The organism is Methylobacterium sp. Gmos3 (assembly GCF_056430985.1).
On sequence record NZ_JBWJYL010000010.1, the window covers coordinates 1 to 17,544 of the forward strand.

At 66.7% G+C, this 17,544-nt stretch carries 10 protein-coding genes; 4 read left to right on the forward strand and 6 right to left on the reverse strand.

From position 1 onward, the window contains the following. Window positions 1–374: 374 nt before the first annotated feature. Together ACS5Q7_RS20660 and ACS5Q7_RS20665 are read right to left on the reverse strand one after the other, a co-directional pair. Complete coding sequence (locus tag ACS5Q7_RS20660) at window positions 375–4,664, reverse strand: diguanylate cyclase domain-containing protein (RefSeq protein ID WP_478341145.1); 4,290 nt, start codon at window positions 4,662–4,664, stop codon at window positions 375–377. A 433-nt stretch (window positions 4,665–5,097) separates the two neighbouring features. After that, window positions 5,098–5,556, reverse strand: a complete 459-nt coding sequence (locus tag ACS5Q7_RS20665; protein ID WP_478341146.1) for a Ros/MucR family transcriptional regulator — start codon at window positions 5,554–5,556, stop codon at window positions 5,098–5,100. A gap of 433 nt (window positions 5,557–5,989) precedes the next feature. Here ACS5Q7_RS20665 and ACS5Q7_RS20670 point away from each other — a divergent pair, with 433 nt between their 5' ends. Together ACS5Q7_RS20670 and ACS5Q7_RS20675 are read left to right on the forward strand one after the other, a co-directional pair. Next, window positions 5,990–6,940 carry an AraC-like ligand-binding domain-containing protein gene (locus ACS5Q7_RS20670; RefSeq protein ID WP_478341147.1) on the forward strand — a complete coding sequence of 317 codons (951 nt, stop codon included), beginning with the start codon at window positions 5,990–5,992 and terminating at the stop codon, window positions 6,938–6,940. A 128-nt stretch (window positions 6,941–7,068) separates the two neighbouring features. Beyond that, on the forward strand, window positions 7,069–9,465 hold the full coding sequence (locus ACS5Q7_RS20675) for a PAS domain S-box protein (RefSeq protein WP_478341148.1): 2,397 nt from the start codon (window positions 7,069–7,071) through the stop codon (window positions 9,463–9,465). 71 nt (window positions 9,466–9,536) lie between these two features. Here the strand turns inward: ACS5Q7_RS20675 and ACS5Q7_RS20680 are convergent, their stop codons facing one another. Together ACS5Q7_RS20680 and ACS5Q7_RS20685 are read right to left on the reverse strand one after the other, a co-directional pair. Continuing rightward, complete coding sequence (locus ACS5Q7_RS20680; protein WP_478341149.1) at window positions 9,537–10,331, reverse strand: Crp/Fnr family transcriptional regulator; 795 nt, start codon at window positions 10,329–10,331, stop codon at window positions 9,537–9,539. A gap of 66 nt (window positions 10,332–10,397) precedes the next feature. Beyond that, a complete protein-coding gene (locus ACS5Q7_RS20685) occupies window positions 10,398–11,495 on the reverse strand; it encodes a two pore domain potassium channel family protein (RefSeq protein WP_478341150.1) in 1,098 nt (365 codons plus the stop codon). 635 nt (window positions 11,496–12,130) lie between these two features. Here ACS5Q7_RS20685 and ACS5Q7_RS20690 point away from each other — a divergent pair. Both ACS5Q7_RS20690 and ACS5Q7_RS20695 read left to right on the forward strand, forming a co-directional pair. After that, window positions 12,131–13,306 carry a zinc-dependent alcohol dehydrogenase gene (locus tag ACS5Q7_RS20690; protein WP_478341151.1) on the forward strand — a complete coding sequence of 392 codons (1,176 nt, stop codon included), beginning with the start codon at window positions 12,131–12,133 and terminating at the stop codon, window positions 13,304–13,306. A 26-nt stretch (window positions 13,307–13,332) separates the two neighbouring features. Then, window positions 13,333–13,923: a hypothetical protein gene (locus tag ACS5Q7_RS20695; protein WP_478341275.1), complete on the forward strand. Its 591-nt coding sequence runs from the start codon at window positions 13,333–13,335 to the stop codon at window positions 13,921–13,923. 76 nt (window positions 13,924–13,999) lie between these two features. On the opposite strand, the gene ACS5Q7_RS20700 is transcribed toward ACS5Q7_RS20695, so the two are convergent. Further along, the gene (locus ACS5Q7_RS20700; protein WP_478341152.1) at window positions 14,000–14,695 is read right to left on the reverse strand and encodes a type 1 glutamine amidotransferase domain-containing protein; all 696 of its coding nucleotides are present in this window, start codon (window positions 14,693–14,695) and stop codon (window positions 14,000–14,002) included. Between the two features lie 87 nt (window positions 14,696–14,782). After that, window positions 14,783–17,476 (reverse strand): excinuclease ABC subunit UvrA, encoded by a 2,694-nt coding sequence (locus ACS5Q7_RS20705; RefSeq protein ID WP_478341153.1) that lies wholly within the window; start codon window positions 17,474–17,476, stop codon window positions 14,783–14,785. Window positions 17,477–17,544: the final 68 nt, after the last annotated feature.

Below are 17,544 nucleotides of genomic sequence, written 5' to 3' on the forward strand. Positions count from 1 at the left end.
TTTGCGAGCGACAGCGAAGCAATCCAGGGCAGCGGGACCTGAACGGATGTGGCGGATCCCTGGATTGCTTCGCTTCGCTCGCAAAGACGGGAGACGCAGCATGATCCGGGTTTTCCCGAAAACGCGCTAGCGTCGCGGAGTGCCGCCGCCGTACGCCCGAGCCCAGTGCAAATAAAAGGCTTTTGCTCGCTCCAAGTCCGCGCTCCGTAGGAACTGTTCGGGGCATCCGTCAAACGATGGGAACGGGTTCGACAGTGCGCGATCGTCCGTTGGCGAGGCCGCCGGATAACGGTGTGCAAGGGGCAGTCATGAACGGCCTGTAGCGTTGAGTCACACCGTCCGGCAGCTCGAATTCCGCTGGCGTCACCGAGCCATCAAGCCGAGCCTCCCGAGAACCATCGACCGACGGCAGCGCTGGGGTTCCACGTCTCCAGCAGCAACGGCACGTGCGTTCCGGCCATCGGCTGGGCATAGAGGTAGCCTTGAGCGTAATCGCAGCCCATGGCCGCGAGGTGCCGAGCCTGCTCGACCGTCTCCACGCCTTCCGCGGTGACGGTCATCCCGAGGTTCCGGCCGAGGCCGATCACGGCTGCGACGATCGCCGCGTTGTCCGCGTCCTGGTCCAGATCGCGCACGAAGCTCCGGTCCACCTTGATGTGATCGACCGGGAACTGCTTCAGGTGCGTGAGCGAGGCAAAACCCGTCCCAAAATCGTCGAGCGCGATCCTGATGCCGCTGGCATGCAGGCGTTCGAGCGTCGCAGGCACGGTTTCCGCACCCTGACCGAGGAACACAGTCTCGGTTACTTCAACCTCGAATTGTGCTGCGGGGACCTCGAAGCGGTTCAGAACATCGAGGATCAAGCCGGCCAGGTCAGGCTTGCGAAACTCGGCGGCAGCGAAGTTGACCGCCACGCGCCCGAAGCTGAGGCCCCGGTCGTTCCAGGCGCGCATGTCGGCCGCCGCGGTTTCGAGAATTGTGTCGCCGATCGCCGTGGACAGCTCCGGATCTTCGAAGGCCGAACCGAAATAGCCCGGCGTCAGCAGACCGTTCTCGGGGTGCCGCCAGCGTGCCAGGGCTTCGAAGCCGACGATCTGGCCCGTCGTGATGCAGACCTTCGGCTGGTAATACGGCACGATCTGCCCGGCCGCGAGGGCGGCGCGCACCTCGGCGGCGATCCGCACCCGGCGCAGGGCGTCCACCCGCATCGGGGCCGAGAACAGGACGACGCGGTCCCGACCCCGCACCTTGGCCTGGGACAGCGCGATGTCGGCATCTTTGAGAAGCTCGCGCAAATCGGTGTGGTGATCGGGGTAGGCCGCCACGCCGATGCTGGCCCTGCATGTCAGCGTCTGGTCCCGGATCTGCAACGGCTGACGCAGGCGCGCGATCAGCGCTTCCGCGTGCTGGACAGCGTGGGGCAGGCGCAGCGGGTGGACAAGGATGAGGGCGAACTCGTCGCCCGTGAGCCTCGCGAGCGTATCGCAGGGCCGCAGACCGACTTGCAGGCGGTCGGCGACCTCGCGGATCACGGCATCGCCGACATCGTGGCCGAACGCGTCGTTCACGTCCCTGAGATGGTCCAAGTCGATCAGCAGGAGGCTGACGCAGGTCCCGTCCCGCTCCGCCGCCGAGAGCGCCGCCTCCACACACCCGCGGAACAGTTGCCGGTTCGGCAGGCCCGTGAGCGCGTCGAGGTTGGCCGTCTGCCATAGCTTCTCCTGCGCGAGCTTGCGGTCCGTGATGTCGAAGGTGATCCCCACGAGCCGATCCGCACCGACCCGCTCAACCGACGAACACAGCCACTTCATCCGTCCGGCGGGCGACATGTACCGGAACTCGCGTTCCTCCCGCACAGCGCCGGTTCGGATGAAGTCCGCGATCTGAGCCCGATCATCCGGGTGCACGAGATCGAGGAACTCCGCTCGCGACTCTGCCGCGAGGCCGAGAACCTGTTGGGCATTCTCGGTTCGGGTGATCTGACCCGTCGTGAGATTCAGCTCCCACGCCACCATCCGGCCGGCTTGGAGGGCGAGACGCAGGCGCTCCTCGCTGGTGCGCAGCGCGGCGATCGCCTGCCGCTCCTCGGTCACGTCACGCACCGCACCGACCATCCGGATGGCCCGCCCCCGCTCGTCCCGGACGACGAAGGCTTGGTCGATCACCTCCTTGTAGCTTTCGGCGCCGGCACGGTAGCGGTACTCGGCCTGCCACCGGTCGTCCGTGCCGTCGATGGCTGCGGCAAAGCTTGCGGTCACACGCGCGCGGTCCTCGGGATGGATCGAAGCCGTCCAGCGCGACCACGAAGGCTTGCTCTCGTCGTCCGTGTAGGTGCGCACTTCGCCCGTGGCTTTGATCCAGGCGACATCGTCCGACGCCACGTCCCAGTCCCAGATGCCGTCCTGCGTGGCGCGCACCGCCAGACGATACCGCTCCTCCTGAACACGGATGGTCTCGGCGGCCTCGTGACGCTCATGAATGTCGGTGATCGTGCCGACCCACTCCCGGACCCGACCCGTCTCATCCTTCAGGGGAACGGTCCTGCCCAGGACCCAGCGATACCGGTCCTGGGCCTGCCGGACCCGGTAGGTGGCACTGGCCGCTTCTCCTGTCGCCATGGTCGCCTGCCAGATCGCGGCGATCGTCTCCCGATCCTCCGGGTGCACAAGCGTCAGCCAGCCATCGCCGAGATAGGCGTCCGTGGCCTGTCCCGCATAGGTCGCCCAGCCGCGGAGCTCGATGATGCAGCCGGCAGTGTCTGCGCGCCAGACCATCGTACCGGTGGCTTCGATCAGGGCCTGATAGCGCCGCAACGTGGTTTGCAGTTCGGCATCCAGAGCGACCTGGGCGGTGATGTCCCGGGACACGGCCAGAATGCGCCCGGAGCCGTCTTGGCCGCCCGCGAGCGGGCTCAGGTTGACCGCCCACCATTTCGGCTCCCCCGAGGGCGTCGGGCACAAGCCGCGGAAGCTGGCGCTTCGCCCGGCCCTCGCGGTCGCGAGCGCTGCCTCGGCCCTGTCGCGATCCGCTCCGTGCCAGAAGCCGAGCCAGGATCGTCCGAGGAGCGGCTGGATGTCGTCGATCTCCATCAACTTCCGACCGCCGGCGCTCATGAACTGGAGGTCGCCTTCCGGATCGACGAGCATCACGCAGTCCGTGTCGCTCTGGAGCAAGCCGCTGAAGAGCGCGTCGAACAGCCCGCGTTCGGTATGACCCGGGCAGGCAATGTCCGTCGTCAGGTCGCGTCCTCGCTCGTCCGCCGTCCAGGCGGCCCCTACCTCCCCGGACCCGTAGACGCGATAGCCGCCACGACCGTCGGCCTTGGCGCGGTAGAGCGCCTGATCCGCGCGCGACAACAGCCTATCGGCGTCAAGCCCGTCGTCCGGCGCCCGTGCGATCCCGATGCTGAGACCGATGCGCGCCGGATGGCCACCGAGATCGACCGGCGTTGCCACGGCCGCCAGCAGCCGCTCGGCGAGCGCGACCGCTTCCGCGACGCAGCCGTTCCCGGTCCGGATGATGACGAATTCGTCGCCGCCCAGGCGCGCTACCATGTCGGCGGCGCGCAGGACGCCTTTCAGCCGCTGCGCGACCGTGCGCAGCAGGCTGTCGCCTGCCTGATGGCCGAGCGTGTCGTTGATCGGCTTGAACCGATCCAGGTCGAGGCAGAATAGGGCGAAGCCGCCGCCACCGCGCTGCGCCCGCGCGATCTCCCGCGTCAGCCGCTCGCGGAAGAGGAGCCGGTTCGGGAGGCCCGTCAGCGGATCGTGACGCGCCATATGCGCCATCTGCCGCTCCGCCTCCTTGCGCTGGGAGATGTCCCTGATGACGGCGACGTAGCCGTCCGATGCCCCCGTCATCGGGTTGGTGGCGAGGTTGAACGAGACCTCGACCCAGACCCACCCGCCGTCCTTGCGGCGGTAGCGCTGCTGGCAGACCGCTTGGCTGAGCGTCCCACGCCGCACCTGTTCGAGCAGGCGCGCGAAGGCTTTGGCGTCCTGCGGGTGGACGGAGTCCATCGGCCTCGTGCCGACAAGCTCCTGCGGCTCGAAGCCGAGGAGCCGTTTTGCTGCGGGCGACACGTAGCGGCGCGTCCCGTCCAGGTCGCAGCGGACGATCACGTCGGTGGCGTTGTCAGCGAGCAGCCGGTACAGCGCCGCGCTTTCACGCGCCTCACGCTCCGTCTTGCTCATGCGCAGCATGGTCACGGCGATCTGCGCCAGGCTTCGAAGCTGCTCCTGCTGCTCGGACGAGAACGTTCGCGGCACCCGGTCGATGACGCAGAGGGCACCGAGTTGGATGCCAGGCGCCAGCACGAGGGGGGCACCGGCATAGAAGCGGATGTGTGGTTCGCCCGTGATCAACGGATTGTCGGCAAACCGCTCGTCTCGCGCGGCATCCTCGACCACCATCACCGCGTCGGACAGAATGGTGTAGCTGCACAGGGAGACCCCACGCGGCGTGCCGGGCGCTTCGAAGCCGCATCGACCCTTGAACCGCTGCTCCCCCTCGCCGACAAGGCTGACGAGGGCGATCGGAACGCCGAACAGCGCCTGCGCGGTCCGGCAGAGTGCGTCGAACTGGGGCTCGGGCGGAGTGCCGAACACGTCGAGCTCGTGCAGGACCTCCAGACGCCTCATCTCATTCGGATGAACCGGATGCATGTCTGATCCACTCAGGTTCGCTCGTACCCCTGCGGCTGCCTCGCCGCACTCGACCCGAGAACCAGCCCATCGAAGCGAATGCCGACAATTACTGTTTCAATGACGCAGATATTGAACAATCTATTGAGCTTATTGCCAATATTTCGGCAGAGTGCAGACTTATGCAAATATAAATGAGCTGCTCGCACCGAATAGACAATGATGCTCGCCCCCCGATCAGGGCCATTCACCCGGTCTCATCCTGCGCATCGCTCCCCGGGATGCGCGCCAATCTCGACACGGTGAAATTCTGAACGCGGCAGGAGCGCCGCCGTTCGTGAGCGTGACCCTCTCCCCCGGCTGGTATACGGACGATCCGTGACGGATACCAAAGCCGGCGGGCGAGACGAGGGACTGCGCGCAAGTATCGAGAATGACTTCAAAGATTCCATTCTTATCGGCCGCCACGCGTACCAGTCCTGCGTTGTTCGGCGCCCGCTCTCGACTGGCCGAGGCCGATCGCTTTGGCGATTTTGGAGCGCTGCTCGGCGTAGCCCGGGGCGACCATCGGGTAGTCGACAGGCAATCCGTAACGCTCGCGGTAGCTCTTCGGGTCGAAGCCGTTAACGGCCAAGTGCCGCTTCAAGGTCTTGTACGCCTTGCCATCGATGAAACTGATCAGCGCATCCGCCGTGACCGACTTGCCGATCTGCGCGGGGGTCGCCTTTCTTTCGCTCTCGATTGGTGGCTGAGGCGAAGTTCCGTCCACGAGCCCATTGAGAACCGCATGGATCCGGCCGATGAGGTTCGGAAGCTCCGACGCGGGGACGGAATTGTTCGCAACATAGGCCGAGACTATGTCGCCGGCTAATCCTATCGAACGGAAGGCTTTTCGCTCACTGACATCCATCATACGCCCCGTACACTCGATAATTATGTTTATTCTGGTTCGAAGTCGATCCAATTTACATTTTACTTCGTTGTACTTTTTGCATTTATCTGCGTCATATGCCGAATAAAAAACGATGTTATTCTGTTATGATATTGTGTATTGATATATGACAACTTGTATTATCTAAAACTTACGACGGTCGATGTTGACTCTAGCGGGATCGACGGGCTTCGTGCCGGATACCGATCTACGTTTGCTCGCTTGCCCATCGACAATGCAGCTCAGACGCACTGAGCATGCGCGTGCGAATTATCAGCATAACCAATTTTCTGTAATTCGATCTGGCGGAGCCCGATGCAGTCAGTCTACTTGATGGCCATATGCATCTCTTAGCGCGACTTTGGCTCGGCCGAGTCGGCCCTCATTATCGGCTATTCGAACGGGTCATTGCCAATTGAAGACCGTTTTTTCGACAGAGGATGTCCACCCACGTGATCGGTTCGATTTCTGGCACGACGTGGCGCGAAAGGATGTCGTCGATCACGCCTCCACACCAAAATGCCGGAACACTTTTCGCGCTCAGCTGCGCTCGGGAGCTGTCGGCTCCATCGGCTTGGTGTCGTTCGCGAACGCCGCGATGTCGGTCACCCATGCGCGACGCCACATCGCGCACACGAACACCGACGAGGTGCTGATCTGCCGGCAACTCGATGGCCAGGTCGCCCTCGAGCAGGACGGCCGACACGTCGTACTGGAGCCGGGGGATATCACTGTGATCGACCCGCGCCTGCAATACGAGGGGCGGTTTTCCGAAGCGTCGGACGTGCTTGTGTTGAAGATCCCACGGCACCTCTTGGAGGCCCGCCTCGGGGAGATCCGGGAGATGACCGCGCGCGCGATCAAGCCCTGTACGGCCGAGAACGGTCTGCTCTCGGCCAGCCTCGCGATGCTTCCGACCCACACGCAGAATCTGGGCGCGGCCGCTGAAGCGCTCCTCGAAGCCCACCTGCTCGATCTGTTCACCGTGTCGGCCGGTCAGACGATGGGGCAGGACAAGTTGCGCGCACCATCGTCCCGCGCCCTCGTCCGCGTGCGGCTGCGGGCCGTGATCGAAGCGCGCTTGGCCGACCGAACCCTCGATGCCTGTACGGTCGCAAGCGCAGCCGGAGTCAGCGTTCGATACGCCAATGCTGTGCTGGCTGACGAGAACACGTCGATCGTGCAGCTTGTCCAGGCAAGGCGCCTCGCCCGCTGCCGGCAGGCGCTGGAAGACCCGATGCAAAGGGGCCGGACGGTCAGCGAGATCGCCTATGGCTGGGGGTTTTCGGACATGACCCATTTTGGCCGCCGGTTCAAAACCGCCTATGGCGTCCTGCCCAGTGAGCATCGTCGTCGCGCGGGGTAGACGCGCTGAGCCACTCTGCAATCCTGAGGGTGCCGCGCACCTATCCTGCCTTGCGAATGACGTTTTCACGTATCGCACTGTGCTTCTCTTGGAAAAATGCGAACATGATGTTCCTCGCGGAAACATAGTTGACCGCAATTGTATCAAGCGCAAAGATTTATTTGATTCACGACGTTGCTGTTACCAGAAATGTCTCGAACTGTTTGACGAGGGATCGCCAGCGTGCGGATCTTCCGGACTATGCCGCGCTTCTCAAGAACGGCATTTCGGCGTCGGCGCAGAAAGTCGAGGCGAGGGTGTGCCAAAACACGAGCCCACAGGGAGGCGACAGGGCCGCTTCGCATGCGTCGGGCATGGATGGCTCGCGGCACCGCTTCGACGCAGATATTCCGTTCGCCGCGTTCGTTCGGCAGGCGCAGGTGTTCATCGGGATCGCCGACGCCAATCTCAGACTGGTCTACCTGAACCCGGCCGGACGCAGGATGGTCGGACTCCGACCCGCCGACGACATCTCGGCCATTCCGATCCCGGACTTCGTTCATCCCGCCGACCAGGCCGTCATCCGCGACGTCGCGTTGCCGACGCTATGGAAGGATGGCCGCTGGGAGGGCGAACTGCGCTTCCGCCATTTCGGAGGCGGTGCCGGAACGGCGGTCCGGTGGCGCGCCTTCACGCTCTACGGTGAGGATGGAAACCTCATCGGTGCCGCGATGATCGGGACGGACATCTCGGCGCGCAAACGCGCCGAGGCCCGGCAACGCGCGAGTGAGACCCGGCTGCAGGCCGCCATCGACCTCGTCGACCTCTCGGCCTATTCCTGGGATCCTCGCACCGGGGCGCTCGATTGGGATGCGCGCCTGAAGGCTCTGTGGGGCCTGCCACCCGACGCGCCCGTCGACGAGCAGGTGTGGCTCTCCGCCATCCACCCGGACGACCGTCCGCGCGTCGAGGCGGCGGTGGCACGCTGCACGGATCCGGCGGGGGACGGGGTCTACCACATCAAATACCGCGTGATCGGTATCAGCGACGGGGTCGAGCGCTGGGTCTCGACGCACGGCCGGACCAGCTTCGAGGACGGTCAGCCGGTGTCGTTCGTCGGCGTCGTGGTGGAGATCACCGGGCAGATGCGGGCCGAGGCGGCTCTGCGCGAGAGCGAGCATCGTCTCTCGGCGACGCTCGCCCAGTTGCCGATCGGCGTCGGCCTTGTCGATCCGGACGGCAGCATCGCGCTGGCGAACCGAGCGCTCGGACGCTACGCGCTGAAACAGATTCCCTCCGCAACGATTGAAGCGGGCGAGCGCTGGCGGGCCTACGCACCGGATGGGCGACGGCTGGACCCGTCGGAGTACCCGGGAGCCCGGGGTCTGCGGGGTGAAACCGTCGTCCCGGGCGTCGACTTCCTCTTCACCGACCCGAACGGCACCGAGTGCTGGACGCGCGTGAGCGCCGCGCCCTTCCACAGCATCGACCACGTGATCAACGGCGCCATCGTGGTGGTGCAGGATGTCGATCGGGAGAAACGGGCCGAGGCGGCTCTGCGTGCGAGCGAAGAGCGCTTCCGGCGCTTCGCCGAACATTCGGCGAACGTGCTCTGGCTCGCCGACCTGGAGAGCGGGCGGCTCGACTATCTCAGCCCGGCCTTCACGCAGGTCTGGGGCATGCCGCCCGAGGATATGCCGGACGTCGCGGCTTGGCTCGCCAGCGTCCATCCGGAGGACCGCGACGGCGCGGTGCGAGCGCTGGAACGGGTCGGCGCTGGCGAAACGCTGGTCCTGGAGTACCGGATCGTGCGTGCCAAGGACGGCGACGTGCGCTCCATCCGCGACACCCTCTTTCCGATCCCGGCAATGGATGGGCGCATCCGGTCCGCGGGCGGGATCGCTCAGGATGTGACGATCGACACCGGTCAGCAGACCTACGTGATCGCGGCCGGGGACGATGTCCGGCGCCAGCTCGGCGGCGCCCTGCAGGCCGCTGGTTGCGGAGTGCAGGCTTTCGCCAGCGGCCAAGCCTTTCTCAAGGTGAAGGACTCGCTGATGCCGGGCTGCGTCGTGCTCGATCTCGGTGACTCAGACGATCTGGGCGTTGCCCGCGAGCTGAAATCCTCGCGTGCGCATTTGCCCGTGGTGGCGGTCGGCGCGAGCGGGGGTGACGTCAGCTTCGGGGTACATGTCATGAAGGCGGGCGCGGTCGACTTCCTCGAAGCGCCCTGGGCACCGGACGTGCTGGTGTTCGCCGTGAGGACGGCATTGGCCGAGATCCACGATACCGAGAGGCGGACACGCGGGCACGACGAGGCCCGGGATCGGATCGCCACCCTGACGGAACGGGAGCGGGCCGTGCTGGAGGGCCTGCTCGCGGGCGGTACCAACAAGACCATTGCGCGCACCCTCGGCCTGAGCCCGCGCACGGTGGAGATCCATCGCGCCAAGGTCATGGAAGCGCTGGGCGCCCGCACCCTGCCCGAGGCGGTTCTCATCGCGACGGCGGCCGGGGTACGCCCCGCCGCGCAGCCTGCCACCTAGCGCTCCCGGGAGCATTTTCCGCCGAGGTGGGCGTCGGTTCGGCGTTCAAAAAATGCTGCAAGAGCAGAGCCCTAGAGATACCCGGCCTCGAACTCCGCGACCTGAGACAGTCGTTGCGGCGCGAGAACCTGCAGGCGGCGTCCTCGCGTCGCGATCAGCCTGTCGCGCCTCAGGGCTTGCAGCACGCGGTTCACGTGCACGCTCGACATTCCGAGCGCATCGGCGAGATCCGCCTGCGTCAACGGCAGATCGTATTGGCCGTTCGTGACGTGGCCGATCGACCCCAGGCGCTCCAAGAGTTCGCACAGGAGATGCGCCATGCGTTCGAGGCCCGAGCGCATGCCGGTACTGACCATCCATTCCCGGGCCGTCGCCTCCTCGGCGAGCCTCGCGCGCTGCAAGGCGAGGGCGATGCGTGGATGCCGACCGAGCAGGTCGAGGTAGGCCGGGCGGGGGACCATTGCGACCTGGCATTTGGTCAGGGCCTCGATCTCGTGGTCGAGCGCGTAGCCGTGCAGGGCCCCGCGGTCGCAGAAATCGCCCGGTACCAGAAAGGCTAAGATCTGGCGCCGGCCGGATACGCGGCGCTTATACCGGCCGGCGAACCCGGCGAAGACGATGAGCGCGTGATCGGCCACGCCTCCTTGCTCCGCGAGGACGGCATACCGCTCCACCGGGCGGACATAGCCGCCCAGATCCTCGAGCGCCGCGCGATCCGGGTTTGTCAGCGAAGCGAGGCCATCGAGCTTACGGGCCAGGGCACAGACGGGGCTGCCCGCTTCCGACGCCAAAGCCACATGCCTCGGGAGGCATGCGGCTCCGGAGACGCGGGCAGCCATTGCGGTGAACGGGACAAGTGTCTCCATCGGTTTTCCTCCAGGATGGGTGCCCATTCTCCCGTCACCGTGAGGTGAGTACATCCGGCCCGTCCCTTAGGGTGCCTCCGATCCGGTTCCCTCGATCTCGTCGCTCCGATAAGCCATCGCGGGGGCAAGCCGTGCGATGTGCGGGGACCATTGCGCGCGCAAGTTCAGGTAGGCCTGTGCCGCCGCGTCCTCATGCGCGGCTGCGATGTTTTCCTTGGCGAGCAGGGATACGGTGCTCGCCCAATGATCGCGCCACCGCTGCCGCTCCCCCGGGTCGGTGGCCGTCGCCCCCCGCGGATCCCCTGGGAGGAAGGTCGTTTCCAGTGTGACGATCAGCTTCTGAGCCACGCACCAGAGTGCCTCGACGGCCGCAGCCTCCTTCAGCCAGGCCGTCTCCTCGCCGGCGAGCGTGCTGCGGATCAAGGACACCGTGTCGAGGACGAGGTGTGCCTGCGCCGAAACCGAGTAGTACGGCTGCCGGAACCGAAAATAGAACAACACCGGGTAGAAATGGTGTGTCTCCTTCATCGCGGCCATCGCGTCGCCTAGCGAGACGAGATGGCTATAGCCGGCGTTGAACTGTCCCCGGGGGCCGAGCCGCGCCAGCAACACTCCGGCGTCTGAGGTTTCCCCCGAGAGAACGTGGAGTTGCAGCCCGAGCGCATTGCGCTGCCGTAGGGCGCCGTAGACCTGCATGACGTAGGTCAGGACCAGCGAGGTGACCGACAATCCGACCAGCGAATTCACCAGATAGAGGATGCGATAGGCATCGGTCGTCGGCTTGAAGTCGCTCGCGCCGACGATCGCCATGCTGCTGCCTCCCGCGTAGAGCGCGGTGACGAGATCCGTGGACGTTGGGCCGCTGCTCGCCTGCACGCCCGTGCCGAGCCCGGGATGGATGACGAGCCCTGCGCCGAGGGTCAGGCCGACTGCCCAGATCAAGACGTAGAGCAGAAGGATGACTGGGCCGCAGAAGGATAGCACCGTGCCGCTTCGCGAGCCGGCCGCGTCGGCAGCGCGACGCATCACGCTCCACGTGAAATGCGCGGCACGCTCGGCGATCAACCCGGTGCCGATGCGGGCGTAGAGGACGGTCAGGAATACGTCCAGAAGGACGATCCCCATCACGACGACGCCGGATGCGCCTTCAACGACGCGCAGCATGTGAGCCTTCCGCGAAGCCCCGGACTCCGGAGGCGGCACTTACGTCCCGAACCGGCCGTTGCCGTGCCCGTTCCTGCGAGAGATCCGTAGGACGATCCCTACCCGTCCCGGGCCGCGGGCGAGCGACCGTCCGGGGGCGCCCTCGGACCCGTCTCGGACACGCCAGCGCGGGTGGCATCCAGGCGATAACACCGATCGACGGCGGCCCAGAAGGCGACCTTAAGCCCGGGACACCGACGCTCGAGCACAGCCTCGATGTCCGCGGCGGCCGCACGCGCGTCGGCGTCGCGGTCATCGTGCGTGAGCGTATCGCTCATGGCGGAGCTCCATTCCGGCAGGGGCCAAGGCCCCCCGCGTCAGCGCGAGGGTGACGGACCGGATGCCGCTGGACGATCCGGGGATGTCCTTAGGCTGGATGCGGATTCGGGCTGACCGCGAGGCAGGTCCTGCCACGGCTTGAGGAATCCGCGCGTACCGGAGCCTTCCTAAGGATCGGTCCGCAGGAACGGGGCACCGTTCGCCCCGGTTCGCCCTGTCGAGAGCCCGAACCGTCATCGTTGCGAGGCTCCCCCTCCTGCAGGGCCCTACCGCCTTGCCGTCGGCTCTCGCCCCAAAACCGATGGGAGATGAATGCCATGCGAGCCCTGGTTTGGCATGGGAAGGAAGATATCCGCTGCGATAGCGTCACCGATCCGGAGATCGAAGACGGGCGTGACATCATCGTCAAAGTCACGAGCTGCGCGATCTGCGGCTCGGACCTGCACCTGTTTCACAACCTCATCCCCGCCATGCTCCCCGGCGACGTCATGGGTCACGAGACCATGGGCGAAGTCGTCGAGACCGGGCGCAGCCTCAATGGCAAGCTGAGGAAGGGCGACCGGGTCGTGGTGCCCTTCACCATCGTCTGCGGCGAGTGCGACCAGTGCAAGCGCGGATACTTTTCGGTGTGTCAAAGAAGTAACCGAAAGAAGCATCTCGCCGACAAAGCCTTCGGGCATACGACCGCCGGCCTGTTCGGCTACACGCATCTTACCGGCGGCTACCCCGGCGGCCAAGCCGAGTACCTACGCGTGCCGTTCGCCGACTCGACGGTCCAGAAGGTGCCCGACGGTATTTCCGACGAGAAGCTGCTCTTCCTCTCGGACATCCTCCCGACCGGTTGGCAGGCGGCCGTCCAGGCCGACATCCAGCCCACCGACACCGTCGCAATCTGGGGTTGCGGCCCTGTCGGCCAGATGGCGATCCGCTCGGCCGTCCTCCTGGGCGCCGAGCAGGTCATTGCCATCGATCACCTGCCCGAGCGGCTGGAGATGGCCGAGGCCGGGGGCGCCATCACCATCAACTTCGACGAGGAAAATGTCGTCGAGCGCCTGAACGAGCTGACCGGAGGCGAAGGTCCCGAGAAGTGCATCGACTGCATCGGCATGGAAAGCCACGTCACCCCGTCCATGCCGGATACGGTCTATGACCGCGCCAAGCAGATTTTCCTGGCCGAGAGCGACCGGCCGCACGTGCTGCGCGAGATGATCTATGTCTGCCGCCCCGGCGGGCTGATCTCGGTTCCAGGGGTCTACGGCGGCTTCGCCGACAAGGTCCCCATGGGGGCCGCGATGAACAAGGGCCTCACCTTCCGGATGGGGCAGACCCACGTCCAGCGTTGGACCGCCGACCTCCTGCGACGGATCGAGGAGGATCAGATCGACCCCTCCTTCGTCATCACCCACGAAGTTCCCCTCGACAAGGGTCCTGAGATGTACCGGACGTTCCGGGACAAGCAGGACAGCTGCATCAAGGTCGTTCTCAAACCCTGACACTTCGCGGAGGGACCATGACGAACATGTCGAACATCGCGAGCCTCTCGCACATCACGCGCTCCGAGGGGGACCCGAAGGTCATCCACGCAGGACCGAGTTCGCGCGGCGTACCGGACAGCCTCGCCAAGGCGCTCGGCTGGTTCAGCCTCGGCCTGGGTCTCACCGAACTCCTGGCTCCCCGGCGCATCACCTCCGCCCTCGGCATGGAGGGCAAGGAGGCGTTGGTGCGTGCCTACGGCGTCCGGGAGATCGGCAGCGGCATCCTCTCGCTGTCGGTCGATAAGAAGCTCGGGCTCTGGAGCCGGGTCGCCGGCGATGGCGTCGACCTCGCGACCGTGCTGTCGGCGCTGCGGTCGGACAACCCGAAGCGCGACAATGTCGTCGTCGCTTTGGCGCTGTTGCTCGGCATCACGGCGGTCGACGTGATCGACGCCCAAGCGACGACGGCGCGGCACAGCCGGAGCGTCGGCCGGAGACGATCCTACCAGGACCGCAGCGGCTTCCCGCGAGGCGTCGAGGCATCCCGTGGCGCGGCGCGGGACTTCAAGACGCCGCCCGACTTGAAACACGCCCCTCCCCTCGCGACGGTCTCGAAGCGTGCGTCGACCGCGTGACGCAGCCTCAAACAGCGGGCGGGCCGAGCGAGGTTTTGCCCGTTCGGTCCGCGGGTCAAGCGGCGGATTTACCGCCCTACTCTCTAGCCGCCTGGAGATCCGGATAGTCCTTGAGGCGCACGGCCGTCGGCCCGGAGGAGGCCGGGTTCTGGCCGGTGATCAGCAGCCCGTCCCCCACCACGTAGGGCTGCCAGTCGGCGGCCTTTGAGAACACCCCGCCCTTCCGCTTGAGCTCGTCCTCGACGAGGAACGGGACGATAGCGGTCAGGCCCACGGCCTCCTCCTCGGTGTTCGTGAAGCCGGTGACGGCCTTGCCCGCGACGAGCGGCTTGCCGTCGGGGGCCTTGGCGTGACGCAGCACGCCGGGGGCGTGGCAGACGAGGGCGACAGGCTTGCCGGCTTGGAGCGTCGTCTCGATCAGCCGGATCGAGGCGGGGTCCTCGGCGAGGTCCCACAAGGGACCATGCCCACCGGGATAAAACACCGCGTCGAAGCCCTCGTGAGTGACGCCGTCGAGCCGGACTGTGTTCGACAACGCGGCGTTGGCGTCGCCATCCGCCTCGAAGCGGCGGGTCAGGTCGGTTTGAGCGTCCGGTTCGCTGCTCTTGGGATCGAGCGGCGGACGCCCACCCTTCGGCGAGGCGAGGACTATCTCCGCCCCGGCATCCTTGAACACATAGTAGGGCGCAGCGAGCTCCTCCAGCCAGAAGCCTGTCTTGCGGCCGGTGTCGCCGAGCCGGTCGTGCGACGTCAGCACCATCAGAATCTTCATCGTTGGTCTCCGGGTCCGGTTTGAGGTCCGTCGTTCGAGAGGCCGTCGGCGTCTTCCGGTGCCGATCCAGCCCAGACTCCGTGTCGATCAGGGAAGTGGGGGTCGCGGGCCGCTGCCTTCGTCGGCGTCGAGCTCCTCCCGCAGATAGGGTGCCGTGCGGCTCGCTTGCGCCCGAGCCACGATCTCGGGGCGGCCAGCCGCCACGATGGTGCCGCCCAGGTCGCCGGCGCCGGGCCCCACGTCGATGACGTGATCCGCTCCCGCGACGACGCGCATGTCGTGTTCGACCATGACGACCGTGTTGCCCGCATCGACCAAGCCGTTGAGCTGCAGCATCAGGCGATCCACGTCGGTCGGGTGCAATCCGGTCGTCGGCTCGTCGAGGACGTAGAGCGTGCCCCCGCGCTGTCCCCGCTGTAATTCGGTCGCGAGCTTGATGCGCTGGGCCTCCCCACCGGAGAGTTCGGTCGCAGGCTGACCCAGGCGCAGGTAGCCGAGGCCGAGATCCCGCAGCACGATCAGCGGCCGCAGCACGGCGGGCTCATCCGCGAAGGCCGCGCAGGCGCGCTCGACCGTCAGCCCGAGCACGTCCGCGATGGTCAGCCCGCTCCAGGTGACCTCCAACGTATCGGGTGCGTAGCGGGAGCCGTGGCAGGTCGGGCAGGGGGCGTAGACGCTCGGCATGAACAGGAGCTCGACGCTGACGAAACCCTCGCCCTCGCAGGCCGGGCAACGGCCCTTCGCGACGTTGAAGGAAAAGCGCCCGGCGTCGTAGTGGCGCCGGCGTGCCTGGGGCGTGGCGGCGAACAGCTTGCGGACGGCGTCGAACAGGCCGGTATAGGTCGCGAGGTTCGAGCGGGGCGTGCGCCCGATCGGTTTCTGATCGACCTGGACCAACCGACGGATTCCCTCCATGCCGCCGACGATGCGCCCCTCGGTCGGGGCCGGCGCGTCGTCGAGAGGATCTTCCGGCTCGTCATCGGTGGCGATGGATCTGCCGAGGTGGTCGCCGACGAGGTCCAGCAAGGCCTGGCTGACCAGGCTCGACTTGCCCGAGCCTGAAATGCCCGTGACGGCGGTGAGGCATCCGAGGGGAAACGAGGTCGAGACGCCACGCAGGTTGTTGCGGGTGATCCCTTCCAGGTGCAGCCATCCCGTGGGCCTGCGCTGCGGACGCGTTGGCGGCTCGGCGAGTCCGAACAGGTGAAGGCGCGTGCGCGACGCCTCCACCGCGCGCAGGCCCTCCGGCGGGCCGCTGTAGAGCACGGTGCCCCCTTGCTCGCCCGCATCCGGGCCGACATCGACCAGCCAATCGGCGCGGCGCATCGTGCCGATGTCGTGCTCGACGACGAACAGCGAATTGCCCGAGGCGAGCAGCCCGGCGAGGGCATCGTGCATGGCATCGCCGTCGGCGGGGTGCAGCCCCGCCGTGGGCTCATCGAGCACGTAGGCCACGCCAAAGAGTTGCGAGCGGAGCTGAGTCGCGAGGCGCAGGCGCTGCAACTCGCCCGACGACAGGGTCGTGGTCACCCGGTCCAGCGACAGGTAGCCGAGGCCCAGCTCCGTGAGCGTCCCGATCCGATCGATGAGATCGGCGGCGAGGCGCTGGGCGGCGAGCCGTTTCTCGATGGAGAGGTTCGGCGTCGCGCGAACGTCCGGTGCACCGGCATGGGCCGACGCCCCGGAGGCGGCACGCTGGGCCCGATCTCGCCGGCCCGCTTCGCGATCGAGCGTCCCGGGGGCGGCGTTTCCGTCGGAATCGGACAGCCGGTCCTCGGCGGCCGGTCGCATCGCCTCGGCGAGGTCGGAGAGCGGCATGCGCGACAGGTCCCCGATATCGAGGCCGGCGAAGGTGACCGAGAGCGCCTCGGGCTTCAGGCGCTTGCCTTGGCAGCTGGGGCAGTCCTCGCTGACGAGGTACCGCGCCGCCCGTCGGCGCATGAGCGCGCTCTGTGAGGTGGTGAAGGTGCCGAGCACATGGCGGCGGGCGCTCGTGAAGGTGCCCCTATAGCTCGGCTCCAGGCGGCGCTTGCGGGCGAGCCGCGTCTGCTCCGGGGAAAGCCCGGCATAGACGGGCTCTTGCGGCTGGTCGTCCGTGAACAGGATCCAGTCCCGGAGCGTCTGCGGCAGGTCCTTCCAGGGCGTGTCGACATCGACTCCCCGGCTGACCAGGATGTCCCGCAGGTTCTGCCCGCCCCAGGCTTGCGGCCAGGCCGCCACGGCGCGCTCGCGGATCGTCAGCGAAGGGTCGGGCACCATCGACGCCTCGGTGGCCTTGTAGACTCGTCCGAGCCCGGCGCAGGTCGGGCAGGCACCCTGGGGCGTGTTGGGCGAGAAGTCCTCCGCGTAGAGCATCGGCTGGCCCGGCGGGTAGGTGCCGGCGCGCGAGTACATCATCCGCACGAGGCTCGACAGGGTGGTGACGCTGCCGACCGAGGAGCGGGCGCTGGGCGTGCCGCGCTGCTGCTGGAGGGCGACGGCCGGGGGAAGCCCTTCGATGGCATCGACGTCGGGCACGCCGACTTGGTCGATCATCCGCCGCGCGTAGGGGGCGACCGACTCGAAGTAGCGCCGCTGGGCCTCGGCATAAAGCGTGCCGAAGGCGAGGGAGGACTTGCCGGAGCCGGAGACGCCCGTGAACACCACAAGGGCGTCGCGCGGCAGTTCCACGTCAACGTCGCGCAGGTTGTGCTCCCTGGCGCCCCTCACCGTGACGTAGCCCGGCCGTCCCGCGCCGGATCGAGCGATCCCGACCGGTTCTCTGGGCTTCGGCTGATCCATCGAACATTCCTCTCGATGCCACTTCACCCGCAGGACACCGCATGTCGCCGCGCGGACGACGTGCTCGG

Bases quoted from the DNA above. Each gene is read 5' to 3' on its own strand.
- ACS5Q7_RS20660 (WP_478341145.1), bottom strand. From the start codon at position 4,664: ATGCATCCGGTTCATCCGAATGAGATGAGGCGTCTGGAGGTCCTGCAC.
- ACS5Q7_RS20665 (WP_478341146.1), bottom strand. From the start codon at position 5,556: ATGATGGATGTCAGTGAGCGAAAAGCCTTCCGTTCGATAGGATTAGCC.
- ACS5Q7_RS20680 (WP_478341149.1), bottom strand. From the start codon at position 10,331: ATGGAGACACTTGTCCCGTTCACCGCAATGGCTGCCCGCGTCTCCGGA.
- ACS5Q7_RS20685 (WP_478341150.1), bottom strand. From the start codon at position 11,495: ATGCTGCGCGTCGTTGAAGGCGCATCCGGCGTCGTCGTGATGGGGATC.
- ACS5Q7_RS20690 (WP_478341151.1), top strand. From the start codon at position 12,131: ATGCGAGCCCTGGTTTGGCATGGGAAGGAAGATATCCGCTGCGATAGC.
- ACS5Q7_RS20695 (WP_478341275.1), top strand. From the start codon at position 13,333: ATGTCGAACATCGCGAGCCTCTCGCACATCACGCGCTCCGAGGGGGAC.
- ACS5Q7_RS20700 (WP_478341152.1), bottom strand. From the start codon at position 14,695: ATGAAGATTCTGATGGTGCTGACGTCGCACGACCGGCTCGGCGACACC.
- ACS5Q7_RS20705 (WP_478341153.1), bottom strand. From the start codon at position 17,476: ATGGATCAGCCGAAGCCCAGAGAACCGGTCGGGATCGCTCGATCCGGC.